The following is a 21,112-nucleotide window of genomic DNA, read 5'->3' as shown; positions in this document are numbered from 1 at the left end:
TTTTAATTCTCTTGCTTGCCTGAGTGACCAATAAAGGGCACACGTTTGCAAAATAGTTTCAGCGCATGAATGTAAATACCTTTAAAAATACTCAACGTCATCGCTGGAAACTGTTTCAGCACGGCACTAACCTGCTCTTTAGTCAGGGCTTGCCTTTGCAAACGAAGTGTTGCATCAAACAAAAGAGTGTCGTCTTTTTTATTTTCAATATGAATCATAGCGTTATCAGAATTAAGTCTGACATTCCAATGATAGTTCATATCTAAGTTCATGAAAGGTGATACGGAGAAAACCTTTTTAAAGTTCACTTTTTTTTCTAAAGGTACGACATAATAATGACGTTCATTCCACGGCGTGTTACTCACTTCTGCAAGCATGTGTGTAAAATTGCCATCGGAGGTTTGATAAAAGAAAAAATTTACGGGGCTGAAGTAAATGCCAAAACAGCGCATTTGCCCCAGCATATAAACATGGCTAAACGTTGTGTTAACCCCCAGTTCCGCAAGCTTATCCAGTGCGCGTTGCTGCAATGATAACTGCATGTTGGTTTGATAGTTAAAATAATCGCTTTGTTTAAACTTTAATAGTTTAAAGCCATTACAACCAAGCCAAGGATGAATATTATTCAGCTCCTCTGGCTTGGCTAAATCGACCCACATCATGTAAAGCGGGTATTTAAAGTGATGCTCTTTTACTGCAAAACGCCGATGTCGAACATCACCAATGTAAATAGCACTATTCAAACTCAACTCCGAGTTGTTTAGCAACATTCACGGCACTTCTTACACTATCTTCATGAAAACCATTGTACCAATAGGCACCGCAGAAATAGCTGTTTTTATGGCCATCTATCAGCGCTTTTTTCTTCTGGGCAGCAATAGATTCTTTGTTAAAGACAGGATGGTGATAGATAAATTCGCGTAAGATTTTGTCTTTGTTAATTCCCTCTAAGTGGTTCAAGGTCACACAGAATTGTGGTTTACTTTCAATTCCTTGCAAAATATTCATTTGGTAAGTAACCACAGCAGCTTTATCTGTGTTGTTATTAAGCAAATAATTCCAACTTGCCCAGGCAGCCTTACGTTTAGGAAGCAAAGAGGTATCGGTATGCAATACCACCGAATTCGCTGTGTATGGAATCGCAGAAAGTACCGCTTTTTCATCCTCAGTTGGGTCTAACAAGAGCTTTAAAGCTTGATCTGAGTGACACGCAAAAACAACTTTATCAAACGTTTCGCTGTGACCATCATCAAAATGAACATGGGCACACTCTTCACCACGCGATACAGAACTAATATTACTGTTAAGACGAATTTTGTCTGCAAAACCTTTAATCATTGGCTTGATGTATTCACGAGACCCTCCCGGAATAACATACCACTGAGGGCGGTTGGTAATATCTAAAAGGCCATGGTTATAAAAGAACTTAACGAAGAACTCTGTTCCCACTTTGGTCATTTCTTTAATACTGGTCGACCAAATTGCAGCTCCCATTGGCAGGATATAGTGGTAACGAAAAAATTCGTTAAAATCATGCTCATCTAAAAACTCACCTAGCGTTTGGTTAGGTTGATAATTTTGATCTGCATGTAACGCCTTACACACATCATTAAAACGCACGATGTCTTTGAGTAGTTTCCAAAACTTAGGACGAAAGATATTTCGCTTTTGTGCAAATAAACTAAAAAAAGTGTGGCCATTGTATTCAAAGCCCGTTTGTTCGTTATGCACACTAAAACTCATTTGCGTTTTTTGTCGTTGCACTCCCAATCGGTCGAGCAATTTTTCAAAGTATGGATAGGTTCTATCATTAAACACAATAAAGCCTGTATCAACGGCATAATCAACACCGTCAACGTTGACATCAATTGTGGCAGTGTGACCGCCTATATAGTCATTTTTTTCAAACACTGTTACATCATAATGTTTATGAAGTAGGTGCGCACAGCTTAAACCTGCTATACCCGACCCAATTACGGCCACTTTTTTCAACGTGATAATCCTTTTGCAAGCTTCAGCCATAATGGCGTAGGAAGCATTCGTAATAATTTTAAAATGAGGGTAAATCGATAAGGGAAATGCACTTCCTTACGTCGTTTTTCAACCCCTTTGTATATGTAACTAGCTGCTTTTTCTGCGCTAACCGCCATGGGCATAGGAAAGTCGTTTTTATCTGTTAAAGGCGTTTTCACAAATCCGGGATGAACCAAGGTCACGTCTACATCATTTAAATCAACAGCAAGGCTGTTGGCCAAATAACTGACTCCCGCCTTAGAGGCGCCATAGGCTTGGCTTCGTGGCAAGGGTAAATATGTGACGCTTGAACTGACAATGACCAACTGGCCACCCGGCTTAATTTTTGGCAGCAAGGCCTCTAAGCAGAAGCCCATGCTTAATAAGTTTGTTGTTACAACGCGGGTAAATAATGCACTGTCGAAATTACGCGCATCATCAATATATTCACAATTTCCTGCGTTTAATATAACGCGATCAAATTGTGTGTAGGCCACGGTGCTTGAACGAATGTCTTGCAAGTTTGTGGCATCAAACTCACAACGTTCAATGTTGCTGTGGGAACTTAATTTAGCAAGCTTGTCGGTGTTACGACCACAGGCTATAACCTGCTCGCCAGCATCTGCGTATTTATACGCAAGCGCTTCACCTATGCCAGATGTCGCGCCTGTAATTAGTGTTGTCATTATGCACTCGCTCTTTTATCAATGAAACGAACTGCTGAACCAAGTAACGGAATGTGTCTGTACAGTAAGGCACCCGCATCGAAATAATCGCGATGTTGGATAATTTTTTCGTTAGAAAAAACGAGCCGACTGTGCCCTTCCACCGCTATTTTTTTACCTTTGTTTAATTTTGGATGACGGTAAAACATTGTCCAATAAATAAAGGCTTTGTTGGTCGTGTGCTCGACATCAGTGATGTTAAATTCACAAGAAATAACATTAGCGTACAAATTTTTAAAATAGCCGTGTAAAGCGGCTAAACCATCCACTGCATGAAGGGGGTCTGAAAACTGGATATCTTGATGGTAGATTTCATCAAGCAGATGCAAATTGTCTTTATTGAGTGTTTGATAAACATTAATAAATCTGTCAAGGGTCGCCTTGTCCATATCACACCTTAAACGCGTTCAACGCACGCTCTCGCGCCGCTTTATGATCAACTATTGGAGACCAATAACTGCTTTTACTTCCCTGTTTAGCTAAGTAGTCATGTGGGAAGTGAATGTGTTTCGCAGGTATTTTTTCCAACTCTGGTAGATATTTACGGATAAACTCACCATCTGGATCAAAGCGCTCGCTTTGGGTAATTGGATTAAAAATACGAAAATAAGGTTGAGCATCACACCCTGTGCTAGCAGCCCATTGCCATCCACCATTGTTTGACGCCAGATCGCCATCAATCAAGTGTTTCATAAAAAAGCGTTCGCCTTTGCGCCAATCAATAAGGAGGTGCTTAGTTAAGAAACTAGCAACCACCATTCGCAACCGGTTATGCATCCAGCCGGTTTGCAATAATTGTCGCATTGCTGCATCCACAAGCGGATAGCCGGTTTTACCTTCACACCACGCATTAAAGTCATGTTCGTCGTCGCGCCATGCTAGGGCATCGTATTTATCGTTAAAGTTGGCGTATTTACTCAAATTTGGATAAATCGCAATCAGGTGACGATAGAACTCGCGCCAAATCAACTCGTTTACCCAGCAAAACAGACTACTTTTAGCATTTTTCAATACATCGGGATGACGCTGCTGAATGAGCGCCAGCAACTGATGAACACTAATAATACCCAGCGCTAAATAAGGGCTTAAACCTGAGGTGCCTTTAATACTTGGGATATCACGTTGTTCCTGATACGTACCAAGCTTTTCGTCGATAAAGCGTGCACATACATGGCTTAGCGTTTCATCATCAACCGGCCATTTTTCGGAGCTGCCGTCAGAGGTTAATAATTCATTTTCTTGCCACTGAACTGCAGGTGGCATATTAGGAGGCTCGGCAAAATAAAAATGCGTATCTTGAAACTGCTTTAACCACGCATTTTTGAAAGGCGTGAACACTTTAAACATCTCGCCACTTTGGTTTTTAATACTGCCTGGGGGGGCAATAACATCACCATCATAGCTGTAAAAATGTACATCTAGCGAATCAGCTTTAGCTAAAAATGCATTATCTCGTTCAACTTCATTGAGTTCGTATTCATTATTTGCATAAACATTTTCAATAGAATGCTGTTGGCAAAACGCTGAGAGCTTATCAACACACCCCGAATAATCGTGTGCATCAATAAGGTGTAATGTAATGCCTTTATCAGCTAAAAGTTGCCCTAAAAATGCTAAACGGCGCTTTAATAAATCAATCTGAATAGGTGCTACATCATGTTGTTGCCATTGTTTTTCGGTTATAAAAAAAACCGCATCTTGGCATCCATTGTCGATAGCGCGATATAAAGCGTCGTTATTAAAAAGGCGCAAATCGCGCCTAAACCAAAATAATGTCTTCATTAAATTCCGTAGCGTAATTTCAGTTCGTTCGGGTAAGGGTCAAAATAGACTTGCTTTGCAAGGTATTCATTGGGATGTATTTTTAGATGGTGCTTAATTAAGGTAAGCGGTACGTACAAAGGAACAAGTCCTTTTCGATACTCATCAATCGCATCGCGAAGCTCTTGCTTTTCAATTTTAGTGAGCGACTTTTTAAAATACCCCTGCAAGTGCATTAAGGTATTGGCATTATTTTTTCGCGAAGCAGGTTTCTTTAATGCGGTCATTAGTCCCAAAATGTACTCATTCGCGAGCGCATTAATATCTTCGCCATCAAATGTGCCCAGTAAGTTACCCAAGTTTCGATACGCCTCGTAATTATGAGCCATCAGCAAATATTTATATTGCGCATGAAACTGCGTTAAACGGTGCACGGTAATGGGTTGCTCATTAAGCGTTTGCCAATGTTTGTAGGTGTAGACCCGCATGACAAAGTTTTCTCGCAGGTGCATATCGTTTAAGCGACCATTTTCTTCACAGGGTAGTAGCGGGTTGTGAGCCATAATTTGCTCAGCAAAAAAACCAACGCCCTCAGAAGTATTTCCGGTACCCGCTTCATTGTAAATTTTAATCCGTTCCATGCCACAGCTTGGGCTTTTTGCACAAAACACAAAACCGCTTAACTCAGCAGTTTGTTCTGTTGCCACGCGCTTACCATACTCGGTCAGTTTAGGGCCAACATCGCCCGTGCCATCTGGTCGACATACTTTTATCGTGTCACCGACACGCACTTGGCGAATGGTCGGTCGCGGTATTGGCAAACCAACCGCGACTTCAGGGCAAAACTTTTTATACTCGACATGATTAGCTAACTCATCCATGCAAAAGTTTGATTTTTTGTGGCCACTATCAAAACGCACTTTATCGCCTGCTAAGCAAGCACTAATACCTATTTTTATTGTCGATTGCAGCATAAAGTTCCTACTAATAAATCAAATTACCAATTGGATTAAGTAATTTGCTGATACCCTTGTTAAAGTGTAGAGCACTGCTCACCACCGTAAAACATAAGCACCCTTGCGCCGTTTTAGGCGTATGATTATGACGCCCATCAAGCATCATAAAATCTCCAGGTACGTAACTGCCTTCTTCATCACTAAACTCACCCTCTAGTAGTAAGGTTAGCTCAAATCCAGTATGTGTGTGCTCTGGAATTTCACCCCCTGCATCAATATGTAAAAGACTGGCTCTTAAAGCACCGTCGTCTATGTCAATGCGTGAGCGCGCCAACTTACCAAGTTGCATAAAGTTACTGTGACCAATACGTGTTAAGGCGCGAGGCAATGTGTAAGTTTTGTCTTTAACATCAACCGTAATGGGGGCTTGCTCGTAAATTTCGTCGATTGCATCGTCTGCTGTAATTGCATCGAATAAGCCTGCATCAAATGAATCTTCACTATCAGCATCAAATCCTGCAAATACATTATCAGCCTGTTTGGCTTCAAGTGCTGCAATCTCTTTTTTACACACGGGGCACATTTCAACATGAATAGCGACAGCGATACTCAACGATGCTGGCAAATTGCCTTCGCTGAACTGCATGAGAATGTCGTTAGAAGGATGGTGCTTAATCATGTTGGTCTCCCATTTCGTTGCGTAACTTCTGCAAGGCCAAGCGAAGACGAGACTTCACTGTGCCTACGGGAATGTTTAAATGCTCTGCAAGTTGATCTTGCGACATATCTTGAAAATACACCCCACGTACAACTTCACGTTGCGCCTGAGGCAGCTTGTTAAGGTACTGCTTAATTTGTTTGTCTTCTAAATGGTCGCTAAATTCGTGTTGACCCGGAGTCGCTTCATCAATAAGTGGCCAAATATCTTCGCTGATACACTCTTCTCTACTACTTTTCATTTTTCTTAGCATGTCGAAAGAAGCATTACGCATCACGGTATAAACCCATGTCGTTGCAGCCCCTTTATCCTTGTGATAGAGGTGTGCCTTGCGCCAAACAGAAGTAAGCGTTTCTTGCACAAGCTCCATTGCTTGCGCTTCAGAGCCAAATTGTTTAATTCCAAAGCGCTTTATTTTTGGCGAAAAATATTGGAACAACAGCGCAAACGCCCGTTTATCGCGGTGCGTTGCAACTGCAAATAATGCATCTGCAAGCTCTTTGCTTGGTGTATCTGGCATGGCAGTGAATTGACCTGTGTTAGGTTTACAACCTGTTTGAAGTTGTTGACTTACCATTTTAATGTCATCCAATTATTGTCGTTACGTACATTACGCAGAGCGACAACAAACAGATCACATTAATCAGTAAATTCGGTATTAATCAAAGTATGGAGGAAACTTAGCAAATTTTCAAAGTTAGATTTAAAGGCAAGTTGTTGTTTTTTAACTAGTGAAATGGGTAATATTTCGAGCCAACGCGCAGCAACCCACGCAAGGTTATCAAATTGAGGGGCTTTATAGAGTGCAGCTAAATCAGGTTGATTCGCAAATACAGCTTGCAACGTATGGCTTAGCAATAAGTTTTCATCGGTGACGACTGATTTTACATACCAGCTCGGTTTCGACACGCGCTCAACATCAGCATGACGAAGCGCTTGTTTATCATAAAATGGTTGATTGATAGACACGGCATGCTCTGCATACACATCAATGAGTAACTGCCCGCTATCATCTTGATTAAAATCGGTTATTTGCATCATACAACCGAACTCAGGCAGGTTAAGCTCTGTGTCGTGTTGGTATGTGCAAAGCACAAATCCGGTGTTGTCTTTAACAGCTTCTTTTACCATGGTTAAGTAACGCTGTTCAAAGATTCTTAGCTTTGTGTACCCTTCAGGTAAAATAAAAACCGGTAAAGGAAAAATCGCACGCTTCATAAAGTCTACTATCAAAAAACCACATGCCTTTAGTTACGTGCGCTTTTAGTCCGCCGATCAATATTTCATGAAATCTTAATTCTATTTCCTATCCTAAAAGTTGAACCATTGTGCAACATTACGAAATAACTCGATTGATGCATACGCACTGAGTAAACTCAACACAGGTGCAACCATTAGTAAAAATAAGCTGATTTCACTACTCATTGTCCTGCCTCCTTACTGCTTGTTAGTTACTTCAGATGTTTTTGCAGCCAACGTTACGGCTTCTTTTGAAGCGGTGTCCGCATCACCCATGTAACTTTCAAGTAATTTTTGAGCATCAAACTCAATGCTTTTATTCACACTTTGCTTAAGCTCTATACTTGCTTGTTGAACATAGCTTTTAATGGTTTGTGTGATGGTGTTACTAATGTCTAATTCAAAGTCAGTAGCACTTGCTTGAGCAGACCCTAATACAAGTAACGCAGCAGTCGTAAGTTTTAGTGAGTTATTCATAATGATATTCCTTGTCTCTTTAAGTAATTAGTCGTAATTACATAATCAAAGGTTGTGCCATCATGAAAATAATTTATAAGAACTTGTTTTTAAATAAATTTTTTAGGTGATTAATTTTTACACTTATTCAGCATTGGTTAATAAAACCAATAAAAATTACTTTTTTAACCAACTTTTAGTGAAAAAATAAGCGTTGATAAATTCAGCGTACACTTGTACACTGAAATTGTTTTTTAATTCATTTTTATTAGATGGTCTATGACAACTGCGCTTCCTTATTCACGCCAAGAAGAACAACTTAATGTGCTCACACATGGCTTAGGTGTCCTATTTTCTGTGTATGTACTGTGGGACTTAGTGTCACAATCAAACGCAATATCAGCCACCGTGAGTGCTGTTGTGTATGGCTCAAGCTTATTGGTACTTTTTTTAGCCTCAACGCTCTACCACGCAAGTACAAAAGAGCGCCTGCGTGCTATTTATAAAAAGTGTGACCACTGTGCAATTTACTTACTGATTGCGGGTACCTACACGCCTTATTTAGTTATTTCGTTGTCGGGCGCGTGGGCAGTGGCCGCATTAGTGTTTATTTGGTCTTTAGCCATTGGCGGGGTAATTTATAAGTTGCTTGTAAAGCATACCAATAAAAAAATATCGCTCACAACATACTTATTGATGGGTTGGTTTGCACTTGCTCTTGTTTACCCTTTATATTTGAATCTTGACCCAAGTGCGTTGTGGTGGTTACTCGCAGGCGGCATTGCTTATAGCTTGGGAACTTTCTTTTACAGCGCTAAAACGCGACATTACAGTCACGCTATATGGCATGTATTTGTACTTATCGGCTGCGTATGTCACTACCTATCTATTAGTTTATACGTGTATTGAGGCGGGTTTATAAATTTATAGCGGGCGTAGTGGCTTAGTCCCATTGATGTATACGCATATTAATTTTTGACTTGTTAAAGGTGACACCCTCTATTATCAGTTTTTGACGTTGCTCACAATGTTTAGGTGTGCCTTCAGGAAAGGATATTTTGCCCTGACTATTGACCACCCGATGCCATGGAATTTTAGAATCGCTTGGCATCATTTTTAATAATCGTCCCACCAGTCTTGCATTATTAGGATAACCAGCAAGACCAGCTACCTGCCCGTAGCTGGCTACTTTTCCCTCTGGAATAGAGGCTATAACCGTATAAATAAGTTCTTCTTTAGTTGCTTGTTGCACGAATTGAATCCAAATACTGTTTACTTACTTCACTAAATGCCTGCCAAATAGCCCTCGCAACCGGGCCATGGTGCACGGAGTGCTGTCTAAATACGCGAATTTCTGCGCCAAATTGATGCTCTCTATCTGTAATTTTTATTTGCTGTAAAAGACCTGCTTCTATTTCACTTTGACAGTGCTGTAAACTGATCATTGCCCACCCTGCCCCAGAAAGCAAAAACGATTTAACACTGGTTATATCATCAATTTTCATCAAGGCAGACCCTAGCGTATAAGAGAGTCTGTCGCTATCAAAACTTAAGTCACTCTCAAACATTGCCAGACACGGGTAATTTTGAATGTCGGCAAAGCTAATTTCCGCTGGCACGACACCTGGCGCACTCACAATGCCAATGTCAAATTTACCAATGGGTAAACTTTCTAGATCACCCGTCGCATGAAACAAATCAAACCATGGGCCAATTCCTAAATCTGCTTGATGGCTATTTACTTGCTCTAGCGAAACAAAGCGTTTACCAGACGAAATACTAAACTCGGTGCTCGAAAAGCGCTTGAAAGTGTGGCTAATGACTTGGTTATAACTATGTTGATGGCACAGCTGCTCGTAACAAATTCGGTAATTAGCTTCATTACCGAGTGCAAGCTCTTTAGCTAACGAACTTAACTCACTGTTAGCATTAAGCAACTGACGCGCCTCTCGATAAAAAATACGCCCTTTTTCAGTCAAATGTAATCGGTAGTGTGCACGGTCTAATAACTCAAAGCCTAGTTCAGACTCTAGCTTCTTGATGGCAATTGTAAGGGCGGGTTGTGTTTTATGAAGCTTTACCGCCGCTTGGCTCAAACTAGAGCTTTGCACGATAGCATCTAAAATAATTAATTGATTTAAATTCATTAACCGCAAACCCTATTAATAAAATTAATGATGTTTCTAAAATTTAATAATTTTTATTTTATATCTTTGCAGCGTATCCTGCAGCAAATTTATGCTTTCATATCTATGGAGAAGACAATGAGATTGGCATCCGCCGTGTTATTCACCACTGTATTATGGTCACTTGCGGCATGTACAGAGCAAACTGCGCAAAGCAACGCTGAGCCGGTCATACGCCCTGTTAAACTTTTCAATACCAACAGTCAGTCAGATCAGGCTATTCGTAGTTTTCCTGCAGAAGTCGTTGCCAACCAAGGGTCTTACTTGGCCTTTAGGGTCAATGGTGAATTACTTGAGTTTCCTGCACTTGCTGGCCAACATGTTGAAAAAGGCCAACTTCTTGCCAAACTTGATCCAGAAGATTTTCAGCTTCAGTACGAAGAGCGAAAAGCACGTTTTGAGCTTGCTGACTCGCAACTTGAACGCGTTCAAAAGCTATTTGATCGCTCCATCGCAAGCCAAGCAGAGCTAGACCAAGCACTGGCAAATAAGCAAGTGGCAGAGTCTGCTTTAAAAATTGCAAAAACCAATTTAGATAACAGTGAACTTCGCGCTCCTTTTGCGGGGACTGTGGCAAAAGTTTTTGTAAAAAACTTTGAAAATATCCAAGCAAAGCAAAACATATTACGTCTTGAAACCCGCGACTTAATGGATGTGGTTATCCAAGTGCCTGAAAAACTCATTGCACGCATTGATAAAGACGTTAACTATCAACCTGATGTTATTTTTGATGGCTACCCAGACAAGTCGTACCAACTCACCGTAAAAGAATTTGACACCCAAGCTGACCCAACCACCCTTACATACAAAGTGGTGTTTTCGCTGCCAGTGCCTGAAGACTTTAATCTTCTTGCGGGAATGACAGGCCGTGTTGATATTGATTTAAGCAAAATCACCCACTCACAATCAGCGTATATTCTGCTGCCTGTTGAGGCAGTGTTTTCAGAGCCAACAGAGTCTGAAAAAAATAATAGCTATGTATGGCTGTATGACGAAAACACCGGTTTAGTTCATAAAAAAGCGGTTAAAGTGGGCCAATTACACCGCAACGGTATTGAAGTGCTTTCAGGTATTGAGCAAGGTCAAATGGTGGTTGCTGCAGGTGTGCATTCCTTAGAGGAAGGCATGAAAGTACGTCCATGGCAAAAAGAGCGAGGCTTATAATGAGCTTTGCTGCACTTGCTATTGAGCGAAAAGTTATAAGCTGGATGTTCGCACTGTTTTTGCTAATAGGCGGCACCGTGGCTTATTTTGGTTTAGGGCAACTTGAAGACCCTGAGTTCACTTTGAAAAAAGCAATGGTGATCACTCTGTACCCAGGTGCCTCACCACAACAAGTTGAAGAAGAAGTTACTTTTCCAATTGAAAATGCAATTCAACAATTACCCTATGTTGATTATGTCACCAGTATTTCGTCGCCCGGTAAATCACAAATTACCGTTGAGATGAAAAGTAATTACCGCAAACAAGACCTTCGCCAAATTTGGGATGAATTGCGCCGTAAAATTAACGACCAAGCCGCAGCAATGCCTTCGGGTGTTTACCCAAGTAAAATTATGGATGATTTTGGTGATGTTTACGGTGTGATGTATGCCGTGACAGGTGATGGCTATTCGTATGATGAGTTAAAAGACTACGTTGATTATTTAAAGCGTGAGTTAGTGCTGGTTGATGGCGTAAGCAAAGTAACCGTTGGCGGTGAGCAACAAGCACAGGTAATGGTTGAAATTTCAACCCGAAAATTAGCACAATTAGGTATTTCGCCAGACCGTATTTACCAGCTTTTGCAAACCCAAAATAGTGTTTCTAACGCGGGGAAAGTACGGGTTGGCGATGAATCAATTCGTTTACACCCCACCGGTGAATTTAAAGACGTTAAAGAGCTTGAAAACCTATTAATTTCAAAGCCGGGTGAAAACGAGCTTATATATTTAGGTGATGTTGCAACGGTATTTAGAGAGTACGCAGAAGTACCAAATAACATTATTCGCTTTAATCAGCAGCAAGCACTCCTTGTAGGCGTGTCGTTCAGCACAGGTGTAAACGTGGTTGATGTGGGCGCTAAAATAGACGCGCATTTAGCTTCGTTAGAATACCAACGCCCACACGGTATAGAGATTAATAGTGTTTATAATCAGCCAGCAGAAGTCGAAAAGTCAGTCAGTGGTTTTATTATTAGCTTACTTGAAGCCGTTGCTATCGTCATTGTGGTGTTGCTGGTATTTATGGGCTTTAAAAGCGGTGTACTAATAGGTGTCATTTTACTCCTAACCGTACTCGGCACCTTTATCTTTATGAAGCTATTTGCCATTGATTTGCAGCGGATTTCGCTCGGCGCTCTGATCATTGCGCTCGGTATGCTGGTTGATAACGCGATTGTTGTTACCGAAGGTATTCTTATTAATTTAAAGCGCGGGCAAACTAAACTACAAGCTGCAACCAATATTGTTGATCAAACTAAATGGCCGTTATTGGGTGCAACCGTGATTGCGGTTACTGCATTTGCCCCAATTGGTTTAAGCTCGGATGCCAGTGGTGAGTTTGCAGGTAGCTTATTTTGGGTGTTGTTTATTTCGTTATTACTCAGTTGGATTACGGCAATTACACTCACACCTTTCTTTGCTGACTTAATGTTTAAACAAGCCACGGAAAAACAGCCTCACCACGATGAAGACCCTTATCAAGGTATCATCTTCAATGTGTATAAAGGTGTTTTGCATTGCGCAATGCGTTACCGTAAAACCACCTTATTGCTCATGGTGATCATGCTCGTTAGTGCGGTATTTGGCTTTAAGTTTATTAAGCAATCATTCTTTCCGGCCTCGAACACCCCCATGTTTTATGTCGATTACTGGCATACTCAAGGTGCCGATATTCATACCACGATGGACGGGGTAGCAAAACTTGAAGCGTTTCTACAAGCCGACCCTCTCGTTGAAGAAGTGACCACCACGGTTGGCCAAGGTGCTCCTCGCTTTATGCTGACATACGCGCCAGAAAAGTCATACCCAGCTTATGGACAGTTGATTATTCGTGTACAAGATCGTGAGGCCGTGAAAGCCATGATCAAAAAAGTGCGCGACTACCAACATGAACATGTTCTCGATGCGCAGCTTAAAGTTAAACGCATGGAAATTGGGCCATCGACCGATGCAAAAATTGAAGCGCGCTTTTCAGGCGCTGATCCTGTCGTACTTCGTCAGCTCGCTAAGCAAGCAAAAGACATTCTTCATCAAGACGCTGGAGCCTTTAATATTCGTGATGATTGGCGTGCTCGCTCTAAACTTATTCGTCCGCAGTTCAACGAACAAAAAGCACGCCGTTTAGGGATTGCTAAGTCTGATCTTGATCAGCTTTTATTAACAAGCTTATCGGGTAAACAGGTCGGCGTGTATAAAGACGGCACGCAAATGCTGCCCATTATTGCACGCTCGCCTGCAGAAGAGCGGTTAAATGTCGAAAGCCTGCGCGACTTACAAATATACAGCCCTGTATTGGGAGTCTTTGTGCCAGTTACGCAAGTAGTTGATGACTTTGTTGTTGAATGGGAAGACAGTTTAATTATGCGCCGTGACCGAAAACGCACTATCACTGTCATGGCAGACCATGATGTGATTGGTGATGAAACACCTGCGAAGCTGTTTGCCCGTGTCCGCAAAGATATTGAAGCGATTGACCTGCCACACGGCTATGAGTTGCAATGGGGCGGCGAGTTTGAATCAGCAAGCAAAGCACAAAAAGCGATTTTTGGCTCATTACCGCTTGGTTACTTGGCAATGTTTGCAATTACTGTATTGCTGTTTAACTCAGTTAAAAAACCACTGGTTATTTGGGCCACAGTGCCTCTGGCAATCATTGGTGTATCGGCAGGTTTGTTATTAATGAATGCAGCGTTTAGCTTTATGGCACTGCTTGGTTTACTGAGCTTAAGTGGCATGTTGATTAAAAACGGCATCGTATTAGTGGATCAAATTAACCTCGAACTCGATAGCGGAAAAGAGCCCTATCAAGCCGTGTTTGATTCAGGCGTTAGTCGTGTGCGCCCAGTCGCTATGGCAGCGATCACGACTATTTTAGGAATGATCCCACTTTTATTTGACGTATTCTTCCAATCAATGGCGGTCACAATCATGTTTGGGCTTGGTTTTGCGACAGTACTGACGCTTATTGTCGTGCCAGTGCTTTATACACTGTTGTTTAAAATTAAAGTACCTAAACAACGCCACAGTAATTAAGTACTCTTGTATTTGTTCCTCCCCTGAAAGGATATTTTCAGGGGAGGCACTACAAATTAATTGTATTTGTATCCAATCAATTGCTCTAACCGATGCGCAATTGCAATCAACTCTTTTTCACTCAATGCACCCCCCGTAATAGAAAGTCCAACGGGCATATGATGCACTTTACCCATAGGCAGCGTTAAATGAGGGTAGCCAGATACAGCCGGGTAAGTAGAAAAGCTGCCTGTGAAGTGATCCCCATTGATACGGTCTATTGACCACGCGGGTGTTAAAGTCACAGTAATAATTGCATCAAGATTGTGTTCTTTAAGCATTTTATCTAAGCCATCTGCTCTGGTTGCTTGATGCACTTTTTGTAATGCTGTTAAATACTTCTGGTCGGTTAACGTTGCTTTTTGCTGCGACTTTTCAAATATTTCTTGTTGAAAGTAAGGCATCTCCTTAGTAGCGTGAGCTTGATTAAACTGGATCAACTTTTCTAGTGTCAGCGATTTATATTCGTTTGGCAATTGAGCAAGGTAGTCATTTAAAGTCGCTTTAAACTCATAGAGTAAAACATCATAACTATCTTGATAAAAATGATCATATGGCTCTGTCGATAACCCCTCAACTAATAAAGCACCTTCTTGTTCGAGCATCTGTTTAGTCTGGTTAAAAAGTGACTCAACTTGCTCATGAGCAAGTGGCGCAGCATACAGTACACCTAAACGCTTGCCTTTTAATGAGATGGCACTTTGCTCTGGCGTATAGTCATAATTAAGGTGCCCTTTTGCGATGTTTGTTGCGGGATCTTTTTCATCAAAACCTTGCATAACTGACAGTATAATGGCCGCGTCAATTACCGAGCGTGTCATAGGCCCCGCTGTATCTTGCGTATGAGAAATAGGCACAATGCCATGGCGGCTCAATAAACCTACCGTGGGCTTTATACCCACAATACCATTTGCAGAAGACGGACACGTAATAGAGCCATTTGTTTCAGTTCCAATCGCAGCAACACTTAAAAAGGCGGCAACAGCAGCACCAGAGCCTGAACTAGACCCGCACGTAGAACGATTTAAATCATGGGGATTACGCGTTTGCCCCCCAATCGCACTCCACCCAGACGATGAACGTTCAGAGCGCATATTGGCCCATTCACTTAAATTTGTTTTGCCTAAAATAATGGCCCCTGCACGTTTAAGTTTGGCAATAATTGGCGCATCTCTGTGCGTAAAATTATCTTTTAATGCTAACGAGCCTGCCGTTGTAGGCATAGTCTCAGTTTCGATATTATCTTTTACTAAAATTGGTATGCCATGCAAAGGGCCGCGTAACTTACCATGACTAAGCGCTTCATCAAGTTGCATAGCTATGCTTATAGCATCGGGGTTCATTGCAACCACAGCATTTAATTGAGGATTGAGCTCATCGATTTGCTGAATAAAAAACTGTGTTAATTCAGTTGCTGTGAGCTGTTTTTCTTTCATTGCCTGAATTAATTGCGGGATTGTACTTTGTTGAACAAGGTTTTTTAGTTGTTGATTTCTTTGTTCAGAGAGTGGGGTATTTTCTTTTGCAGACACGTTAACTGTAAAGCATAAAGCGGCTAAAAAAACACTTAATGCGAATGCATGTAAAGCACGAATAACCTGACTAATTCCTGTGTACATTTGTCGTTCCTGTTTTATAGAGTGTTGTTGATTGTTATTTTAAAATCGGTATTTACCCATACTTTTATCAAAAATTGCTATTTTTTTACTTCACAATGGATTAAACACTGAGCGTTCTCTTGCCCATTACCAGCACCAAATACCCATACTGTTTAATAGTCTAGCCCGACGAAGGTACACGGTGCTAAATGAGTGTTTTATTCAAATCAGCGATATTGGGCATGCACTGCTTATCTTTTAATTTAACGTCAATCGCGTCAGTTACAAAGCAGCATTTTCAATCAGCGCTTACTCATAGCCATCACGTTAAATATTCTCACGAAGAAAATTGAGTCTATAGCCAGTGGTATTGATTAAACAGGCGCTATTTTGTAATCACTGCCGCCAAGGCATGCCGTTTCTTATTGTTCAAGCAGATTATCTGGCCGCAGGCTGTTAAAGAGCATGGCTGACGGTGAAATAAACCGCTTTTTGGTGTTCATCCTCCCCCTTTTTAATCATGCGGTACGACTGTCTTTAATTACCTAAAAATGTATATACATGGTATGTGTGAATGTATTTTAAACACACTTAAACAGTGATTTTTCCACCAATAAAAAACGCCATAAATAGGGTTAAACACACCAAAGTATTGCATTTAAATAAATAATAAAAACCATTCAACCGCTATTTACATGTAATTAAAAATACAAAGACATGAATAAAAAAACAAATTTAAAAACCGATTAATCCTTCTTTACCAGTTTATTTATAAAATCAAGACTAACCCTAACGTACTAAAAAATACTCCTTACACTACCCTTAGTTAGGTACTCCTTACTAGGTATATCATCTCTCTAAAATTTATACTTAAATTAATTATTAAATTTTCTGTAACACATTAACCCCACTCGAAAAAACACATGTAGTTAAATGTTATCTAGTCAAAAATTGATCAAGGTCACTAAAATCATTGTAAAGAAGAGTAAGGTTATTAATGAAAAAAATAAAACAATATAACTTTCCTAAATAAAGCCATTTATAAGGAATTGTTGGTGCTGTTATGAATATAAAATCAACCTGGCTTTTGTACCTCTGCGCGATGATGTTATTTATACTTACATTACCCTGCGAGGCGGTGTTTGTAAGCCCACCAAAAGATCCCATGCCATTCATTGAGGAAATTTTTCCTCAAGCGACACATATTGGTGAAAAACAGCGGATATCTAACGACGAAAGTGCGCCTTTCGCATGGGTCGTTTATCAAGACAAAAACGTACTGGGCTACGCTTTTGAAACCAATGATATTGCCAAAATTCCAGCTTATTCGGGCGAGCCAGTGAATATGCTCGTTGCCATTGACCCCCAAGGTAATTATTTAGGGGTGAAAGTATTAGAGCATCACGAGCCGATTATTTTAACGGGTATCCCAGAATCAAAACTATGGGAGTTTACTGAACAATACACGGGCTTACATGTTAGCGATCGCCTTAAAGTAGGAGGCAGCAGCTCAGATAATATCGTCAACATTGATGGACTTTCTGGTGCCACAGTCACGGTCATGGTCATGAATGATGCGGTAACTAAGTCAGCAAAAAAAATCGCCGCACGTTTAAACATAATTGATCTTCAAGCTTTAAATCGCTTACCAATGGCCACTATAAAGCACGATGTTTATCAACCAGCAAGTTGGCAAGCGTTAACGGGTGACGGGTCTATTCGCCGCTTGTACCTAAGTCGAGAGGCCGTTGATGAGGCGTTTGTAGGCACAGAAGCAGAACACATTGATGCAGCTGCTCCTGAACAAAAAAGCGCTATGTTCGCTGAGCTTTATTACGCGCAAGCTAATATTCCTCACATAGGCATAAACTTACTTGGTGAGAGTGAGTACCAATGGCTTATGGCGCAATTAGCCCCCGGTGAGCATGCCTTTATTGTGCTAGGAAATGGCTATTCTTTTAAAGGCTCAGGCTACGTTCGTGGCGGTATTTTTGACCGTATTCAACTTTTGCAAAATGGCGACACCATTTCATTCCACGATTTAGACCACTTTCGCGTCACTGATATTTACGCCACAGGCGCACCCAAATTCAAAGAAATGTCTATTTTTATCGCACGCGCTCACGATGAGTTTAACCCCGGAGCCGATTGGCAATTAGAGCTATTAGTACGCCGTCAAATGGGCGCTATCGACAGCACATTCACGAGCTTTAAAGGCGATTATCATACTTTAGATAAATATGTCAGTCGCCCCGCTATGCCTGAACCCGAAGCTGAATTATCACTGACGCAACAAGTATGGCAAGACAAGCAAGTGGAAGTGATTATTCTGCTGTTCCTCATGCTTCTATTAGGCGCTACCTTAATATTTCAGGATATTCTGGTGCGTCACCCAACCTTTTTACACAATTTCCGACACATATTCCTTATCGTGGTGGTGGTGTTTATCGGCTGGAGCTGGGGCGGACAACTCTCTGTAGTGAACGTATTCACTTTTTTACAAGCACTGATGTCTGATTTTTCGTGGGATTTATTTTTACTCGACCCCGTTATTTTCATTCTTTGGTGTGCTGCTGCGGTGACCATTATGATGTTCGGGCGCGCCGTATACTGTGGTTGGTTATGTCCATTTGGCGCTTTGCAAGAGCTACTAAATGTATTTGCACGCTATGTGAAGCTGCCGCAAATAGAGCCCCCTTTTGCAGTGCATGAACGTTTATGGGCCATTAAGTACCTTATTTTACTGGCTTTATTCGGCATGTCTCTTGACTCTATGGCTGTTGCAGAGCAAATGGCTGAAGTTGAACCATTTAAAACCACCTTCTTACTCAAGTTTGATAGACAATGGCCATTTGTGCTGTATGCCGTGTCTTTGCTGGTAATTAATTTATTTAACCGAAAATTCTTTTGTCGCTACTTATGCCCATTAGGCGCAGCGCTCTCTGTGGGCTCTAATTTACGCTTGTTTAGTTGGTTAAAACGTCGGCCTGAGTGTGGTCAGCCATGTAAAACCTGCGCTAAAGAATGCGAAATACAAGCTATTCACCCTGATGGTTCAATCAATATGCGCGAGTGTCACTACTGTCTTGACTGTCAAGTCACCTATTTTAATGAACAGAAATGTCCACCACTAAAGAAACTTGCCAGGAAGAAGAATAAATTTCAGGAAAAAGAAATACCCACGGTGGACGTTAGCTAACTACGCCCATCACCAAGCACAATGAAATAACCGGAGGAAGTCCATGAGTGATAGGAAAAAGCTCCCAGAACAAAAACAGCTGAAAGACGAAAGCAGACGTAAGTTTTTTGCTAAAAGTGCTTTATTAGGTGCAGGTGTAGTTGCAGCGCCTATGTCAGCTACTATGTTCGCATCAATGGCTAAGGCACAAGCCGCAGAAGCAGGCAGTAACAGTGCCACTGTTCACCCAGGTGAACTAGATGAATATTATGGTTTTTGGAGTGGAGGCCACTCGGGGGAAGTGCGTATTTTAGGTATTCCGTCAATGCGGGAACTCATGCGTATTCCTGTTTTTAATACCGACAGTGCAACAGGCTGGGGTCTGACGAATGAATCTAAACGCATCAAAGGCGACAGCGCACATCTGCAATGTGGTGACTCACACCATCCACATATGAGTATGACTGATGGCCGTTACGACGGTAAATATGTGTTCATTAACGACAAGGCCAACAGTCGTGTAGCACGTATTCGCTGCGATGTTATGAAGACCGATAAAATGCTAACCGTTCCTAATGTTCAAGCAATCCATGGCTTGCGTGTGCAAAAGGTTCCACACACTAAATATGTGATCTGTAATGGCGAATTCGAAATTCCCATGAACAACGATGGCAAAGCATCAATGGATGACATTAGCACCTATCGTTCATTGTTTAATGTGATTAATGCCGAAACCATGGAAGTCGCATTCCAAGTAATGGTGGATGGTAATTTAGATAACACCGACGCCGACTTTGACGGAAAGTATTTTGCATCAACCTGTTATAACTCAGAAATGGGGGTCACACTCGGTGATATGATCTCATCTGAACGTGACCATGTTGTTGTATTTAACTTACCGCGATGCGAAGCCGCCATTAAAGCAGGCAAATTTAAAACCTACAATGGCAATAATGTCCCAGTGTTAGATGGCCGTAAAGGGTCAGCACTCACAGCGTACATTCCGGTTCCTAAATCACCACATGGTTTAAATACCTCACCCAATGGCGACTATTTTGTTGCTAATGGTAAGTTATCACCGACTGTTTCTGTGATTTCAATTAAGAAACTAGATGACCTATTTGATAACAAAATTAAGCCTCGCGACACCATCGTTGCAGAACCTGAACTAGGCTTAGGGCCACTTCATACCGCATTTGATAACCGTGGTAACGCTTACACCACGCTGTTTATCGACAGCCAAATTGCGAAGTGGAGCGTTGAAGATGCTATCAAGGCATACAATGGTGAGAAAGTGAACTACATACGTCAGAAGTTAGATGTTCACTATCAGCCGGGGCACAACCATACTTCTCAAGGTGAAACCCGTGATGCAGATGGTAAATGGCTTATTGCACTGTGTAAGTTCTCAAAAGATAGGTTCTTACCTGTCGGGCCATTACGTGCAGAAAATGATCAGCTCATAGATATTTCAGGTGATGAAATGAAGTTGGTTCACGATGGCCCAACTTTCGCTGAACCTCACGACTGTATCATTGTTCACCGCTCTAAGGTGAAGCCAAATAAACTGTGGGAGCGAAACGATCCTTTCTTTGCCGATACTATCGCAATGGCAAAAGCAGACGGTGTTAATGTTTACGCTGATAACAAAGTGGTGAGAGACGGCAAAAAAGTACGTGTCTACATGACCTCAATTGCCCCTAGCTTTGGCATGACTGAGTTTAGAGTAAAACTAGGTGACGAAGTCACTGTGGTTATTACTAACTTAGACCAAGTTGAAGACGTGACACACGGTTTCTGTATGACTAATCATGGTGTGCAGATGGAAGTTGCACCGCAAGCAACGGCATCCATAACGTTTATCGCTGATAAACCGGGTGTGCAGTGGTACTACTGTAACTGGTTCTGTCATGCACTGCATATGGAAATGCGAGGCCGCATGTTAGTTGAAGCGTAAGCTTCGTATTTGGGTATGGGACTTTCCCATACCCTTTATCGTTACAAATAG

General features: G+C 41.5%; 18 protein-coding genes. 5 read left to right on the top strand and 13 right to left on the bottom strand.

Annotation, left to right across the window (positions count from 1 at the left end):
• Nucleotides 1-2: 2 nt before the first annotated feature.
• The 10 genes from D0907_RS16880 to D0907_RS16835 all read right to left on the bottom strand — a co-directional run bounded on the left by D0907_RS16880 (nt 3) and on the right by D0907_RS16835 (nt 7,889).
• Nucleotides 3-743: a DUF1365 domain-containing protein gene (locus D0907_RS16880; protein ID WP_036972014.1), complete on the bottom strand. Its 741-nt coding sequence runs from the start codon at nt 741-743 to the stop codon at nt 3-5.
• Nucleotides 736-1,992, bottom strand: coding sequence for an NAD(P)/FAD-dependent oxidoreductase (locus tag D0907_RS16875; protein WP_118844871.1), 1,257 nt, complete (start codon nt 1,990-1,992; stop codon nt 736-738). Before D0907_RS16875 ends, D0907_RS16880 begins: the two co-directional genes overlap by 8 nt.
• Nucleotides 1,989-2,699: an SDR family NAD(P)-dependent oxidoreductase gene (locus D0907_RS16870; RefSeq protein WP_118844870.1), complete on the bottom strand. Its 711-nt coding sequence runs from the start codon at nt 2,697-2,699 to the stop codon at nt 1,989-1,991. Before D0907_RS16870 ends, D0907_RS16875 begins: the two co-directional genes overlap by 4 nt.
• Nucleotides 2,699-3,127, bottom strand: a complete 429-nt coding sequence (locus tag D0907_RS16865; RefSeq protein WP_036972020.1) for a nuclear transport factor 2 family protein — start codon at nt 3,125-3,127, stop codon at nt 2,699-2,701. Before D0907_RS16865 ends, D0907_RS16870 begins: the two co-directional genes overlap by 1 nt.
• Before the next feature lies 1 nt (nt 3,128).
• Nucleotides 3,129-4,520, bottom strand: a complete 1,392-nt coding sequence (gene phrB / locus D0907_RS16860) for a deoxyribodipyrimidine photo-lyase (RefSeq protein ID WP_118844869.1) — start codon at nt 4,518-4,520, stop codon at nt 3,129-3,131.
• Nucleotides 4,520-5,473, bottom strand: a complete 954-nt coding sequence (locus D0907_RS16855) for a YbgA family protein (protein WP_036972023.1) — start codon at nt 5,471-5,473, stop codon at nt 4,520-4,522. The genes phrB and D0907_RS16855 overlap by 1 nt, the downstream gene beginning before the upstream one ends.
• 10 nt (nt 5,474-5,483) lie before the next feature.
• Nucleotides 5,484-6,134, bottom strand: a complete 651-nt coding sequence (locus tag D0907_RS16850; protein WP_036972025.1) for a ChrR family anti-sigma-E factor — start codon at nt 6,132-6,134, stop codon at nt 5,484-5,486.
• Nucleotides 6,127-6,750 (bottom strand): sigma-70 family RNA polymerase sigma factor, encoded by a 624-nt coding sequence (locus D0907_RS16845; protein ID WP_118844868.1) that lies wholly within the window; start codon nt 6,748-6,750, stop codon nt 6,127-6,129. The genes D0907_RS16850 and D0907_RS16845 overlap by 8 nt, the downstream gene beginning before the upstream one ends.
• Before the next feature lie 62 nt (nt 6,751-6,812).
• A complete protein-coding gene (locus D0907_RS16840) occupies nt 6,813-7,391 on the bottom strand; it encodes an LON peptidase substrate-binding domain-containing protein (protein ID WP_036972030.1) in 579 nt (192 codons plus the stop codon).
• Between the two features lie 219 nt (nt 7,392-7,610).
• A complete protein-coding gene (locus tag D0907_RS16835; RefSeq protein WP_051501856.1) occupies nt 7,611-7,889 on the bottom strand; it encodes a hypothetical protein in 279 nt (92 codons plus the stop codon).
• 258 nt (nt 7,890-8,147) lie between these two features.
• Here D0907_RS16835 and trhA point away from each other — a divergent pair, with 258 nt between their 5' ends.
• A complete protein-coding gene (gene trhA / locus D0907_RS16830; RefSeq protein WP_118844867.1) occupies nt 8,148-8,777 on the top strand; it encodes a PAQR family membrane homeostasis protein TrhA in 630 nt (209 codons plus the stop codon).
• Between the two features lie 34 nt (nt 8,778-8,811).
• Here the strand turns inward: trhA and D0907_RS16825 are convergent, their stop codons facing one another.
• Both D0907_RS16825 and D0907_RS16820 read right to left on the bottom strand, forming a co-directional pair.
• Nucleotides 8,812-9,120, bottom strand: coding sequence for an MGMT family protein (locus tag D0907_RS16825; RefSeq protein WP_036972032.1), 309 nt, complete (start codon nt 9,118-9,120; stop codon nt 8,812-8,814).
• Nucleotides 9,104-10,015, bottom strand: coding sequence for a LysR family transcriptional regulator (locus D0907_RS16820; protein WP_065979037.1), 912 nt, complete (start codon nt 10,013-10,015; stop codon nt 9,104-9,106). Before D0907_RS16820 ends, D0907_RS16825 begins: the two co-directional genes overlap by 17 nt.
• 117 nt (nt 10,016-10,132) lie before the next feature.
• On the opposite strand from D0907_RS16820, the gene D0907_RS16815 reads away from it, so the two are divergent.
• Nucleotides 10,133-11,218, top strand: coding sequence for an efflux RND transporter periplasmic adaptor subunit (locus tag D0907_RS16815; RefSeq protein WP_118844866.1), 1,086 nt, complete (start codon nt 10,133-10,135; stop codon nt 11,216-11,218).
• On the top strand, nt 11,218-14,289 hold the full coding sequence (locus tag D0907_RS16810; protein WP_118844865.1) for an efflux RND transporter permease subunit: 3,072 nt from the start codon (nt 11,218-11,220) through the stop codon (nt 14,287-14,289). Before D0907_RS16815 ends, D0907_RS16810 begins: the two co-directional genes overlap by 1 nt.
• Nucleotides 14,290-14,345: 56 nt before the next feature.
• On the opposite strand, the gene D0907_RS16805 is transcribed toward D0907_RS16810, so the two are convergent.
• Nucleotides 14,346-15,947: an amidase gene (locus tag D0907_RS16805; RefSeq protein WP_118844864.1), complete on the bottom strand. Its 1,602-nt coding sequence runs from the start codon at nt 15,945-15,947 to the stop codon at nt 14,346-14,348.
• Between the two features lie 1,042 nt (nt 15,948-16,989).
• Here D0907_RS16805 and nosR point away from each other — a divergent pair.
• Together nosR and nosZ are read left to right on the top strand one after the other, a co-directional pair.
• Nucleotides 16,990-19,125, top strand: a complete 2,136-nt coding sequence (gene nosR / locus D0907_RS16795) for a transcriptional regulator NosR (RefSeq protein ID WP_425274521.1) — start codon at nt 16,990-16,992, stop codon at nt 19,123-19,125.
• Between the two features lie 43 nt (nt 19,126-19,168).
• A complete protein-coding gene (nosZ, locus tag D0907_RS16790; RefSeq protein ID WP_118844861.1) occupies nt 19,169-21,061 on the top strand; it encodes a TAT-dependent nitrous-oxide reductase in 1,893 nt (630 codons plus the stop codon).
• The last annotated feature ends 51 nt before the right edge of the window (nt 21,062-21,112 follow it).

It is taken from the genome of Pseudoalteromonas lipolytica (assembly GCF_003515105.1).
Taxonomy (GTDB): domain Bacteria; phylum Pseudomonadota; class Gammaproteobacteria; order Enterobacterales; family Alteromonadaceae; genus Pseudoalteromonas; species Pseudoalteromonas lipolytica.
This window is presented reverse-complemented; position numbering and strand designations above follow the sequence as displayed.

What these genes read in the sequence shown, in the direction of transcription:
- D0907_RS16870 (WP_118844870.1), bottom strand. Translation starts at nt 2,699, where the DNA reads ATGACAACACTAATTACAGGCGCGACATCTGGCATAGGTGAAGCGCTT.
- nosR (WP_425274521.1), top strand. Translation starts at nt 16,990, where the DNA reads ATGAATATAAAATCAACCTGGCTTTTGTACCTCTGCGCGATGATGTTA.
- D0907_RS16810 (WP_118844865.1), top strand. Translation starts at nt 11,218, where the DNA reads ATGAGCTTTGCTGCACTTGCTATTGAGCGAAAAGTTATAAGCTGGATG.
- D0907_RS16845 (WP_118844868.1), bottom strand. Translation starts at nt 6,750, where the DNA reads ATGGTAAGTCAACAACTTCAAACAGGTTGTAAACCTAACACAGGTCAA.
- D0907_RS16840 (WP_036972030.1), bottom strand. Translation starts at nt 7,391, where the DNA reads ATGAAGCGTGCGATTTTTCCTTTACCGGTTTTTATTTTACCTGAAGGG.
- D0907_RS16855 (WP_036972023.1), bottom strand. Translation starts at nt 5,473, where the DNA reads ATGCTGCAATCGACAATAAAAATAGGTATTAGTGCTTGCTTAGCAGGC.
- D0907_RS16850 (WP_036972025.1), bottom strand. Translation starts at nt 6,134, where the DNA reads ATGATTAAGCACCATCCTTCTAACGACATTCTCATGCAGTTCAGCGAA.
- nosZ (WP_118844861.1), top strand. Translation starts at nt 19,169, where the DNA reads ATGAGTGATAGGAAAAAGCTCCCAGAACAAAAACAGCTGAAAGACGAA.
- D0907_RS16865 (WP_036972020.1), bottom strand. Translation starts at nt 3,127, where the DNA reads ATGGACAAGGCGACCCTTGACAGATTTATTAATGTTTATCAAACACTC.
- phrB (WP_118844869.1), bottom strand. Translation starts at nt 4,520, where the DNA reads ATGAAGACATTATTTTGGTTTAGGCGCGATTTGCGCCTTTTTAATAAC.
- trhA (WP_118844867.1), top strand. Translation starts at nt 8,148, where the DNA reads ATGACAACTGCGCTTCCTTATTCACGCCAAGAAGAACAACTTAATGTG.
- D0907_RS16815 (WP_118844866.1), top strand. Translation starts at nt 10,133, where the DNA reads ATGAGATTGGCATCCGCCGTGTTATTCACCACTGTATTATGGTCACTT.
- D0907_RS16835 (WP_051501856.1), bottom strand. Translation starts at nt 7,889, where the DNA reads ATGAATAACTCACTAAAACTTACGACTGCTGCGTTACTTGTATTAGGG.
- D0907_RS16820 (WP_065979037.1), bottom strand. Translation starts at nt 10,015, where the DNA reads ATGAATTTAAATCAATTAATTATTTTAGATGCTATCGTGCAAAGCTCT.
- D0907_RS16805 (WP_118844864.1), bottom strand. Translation starts at nt 15,947, where the DNA reads ATGTACACAGGAATTAGTCAGGTTATTCGTGCTTTACATGCATTCGCA.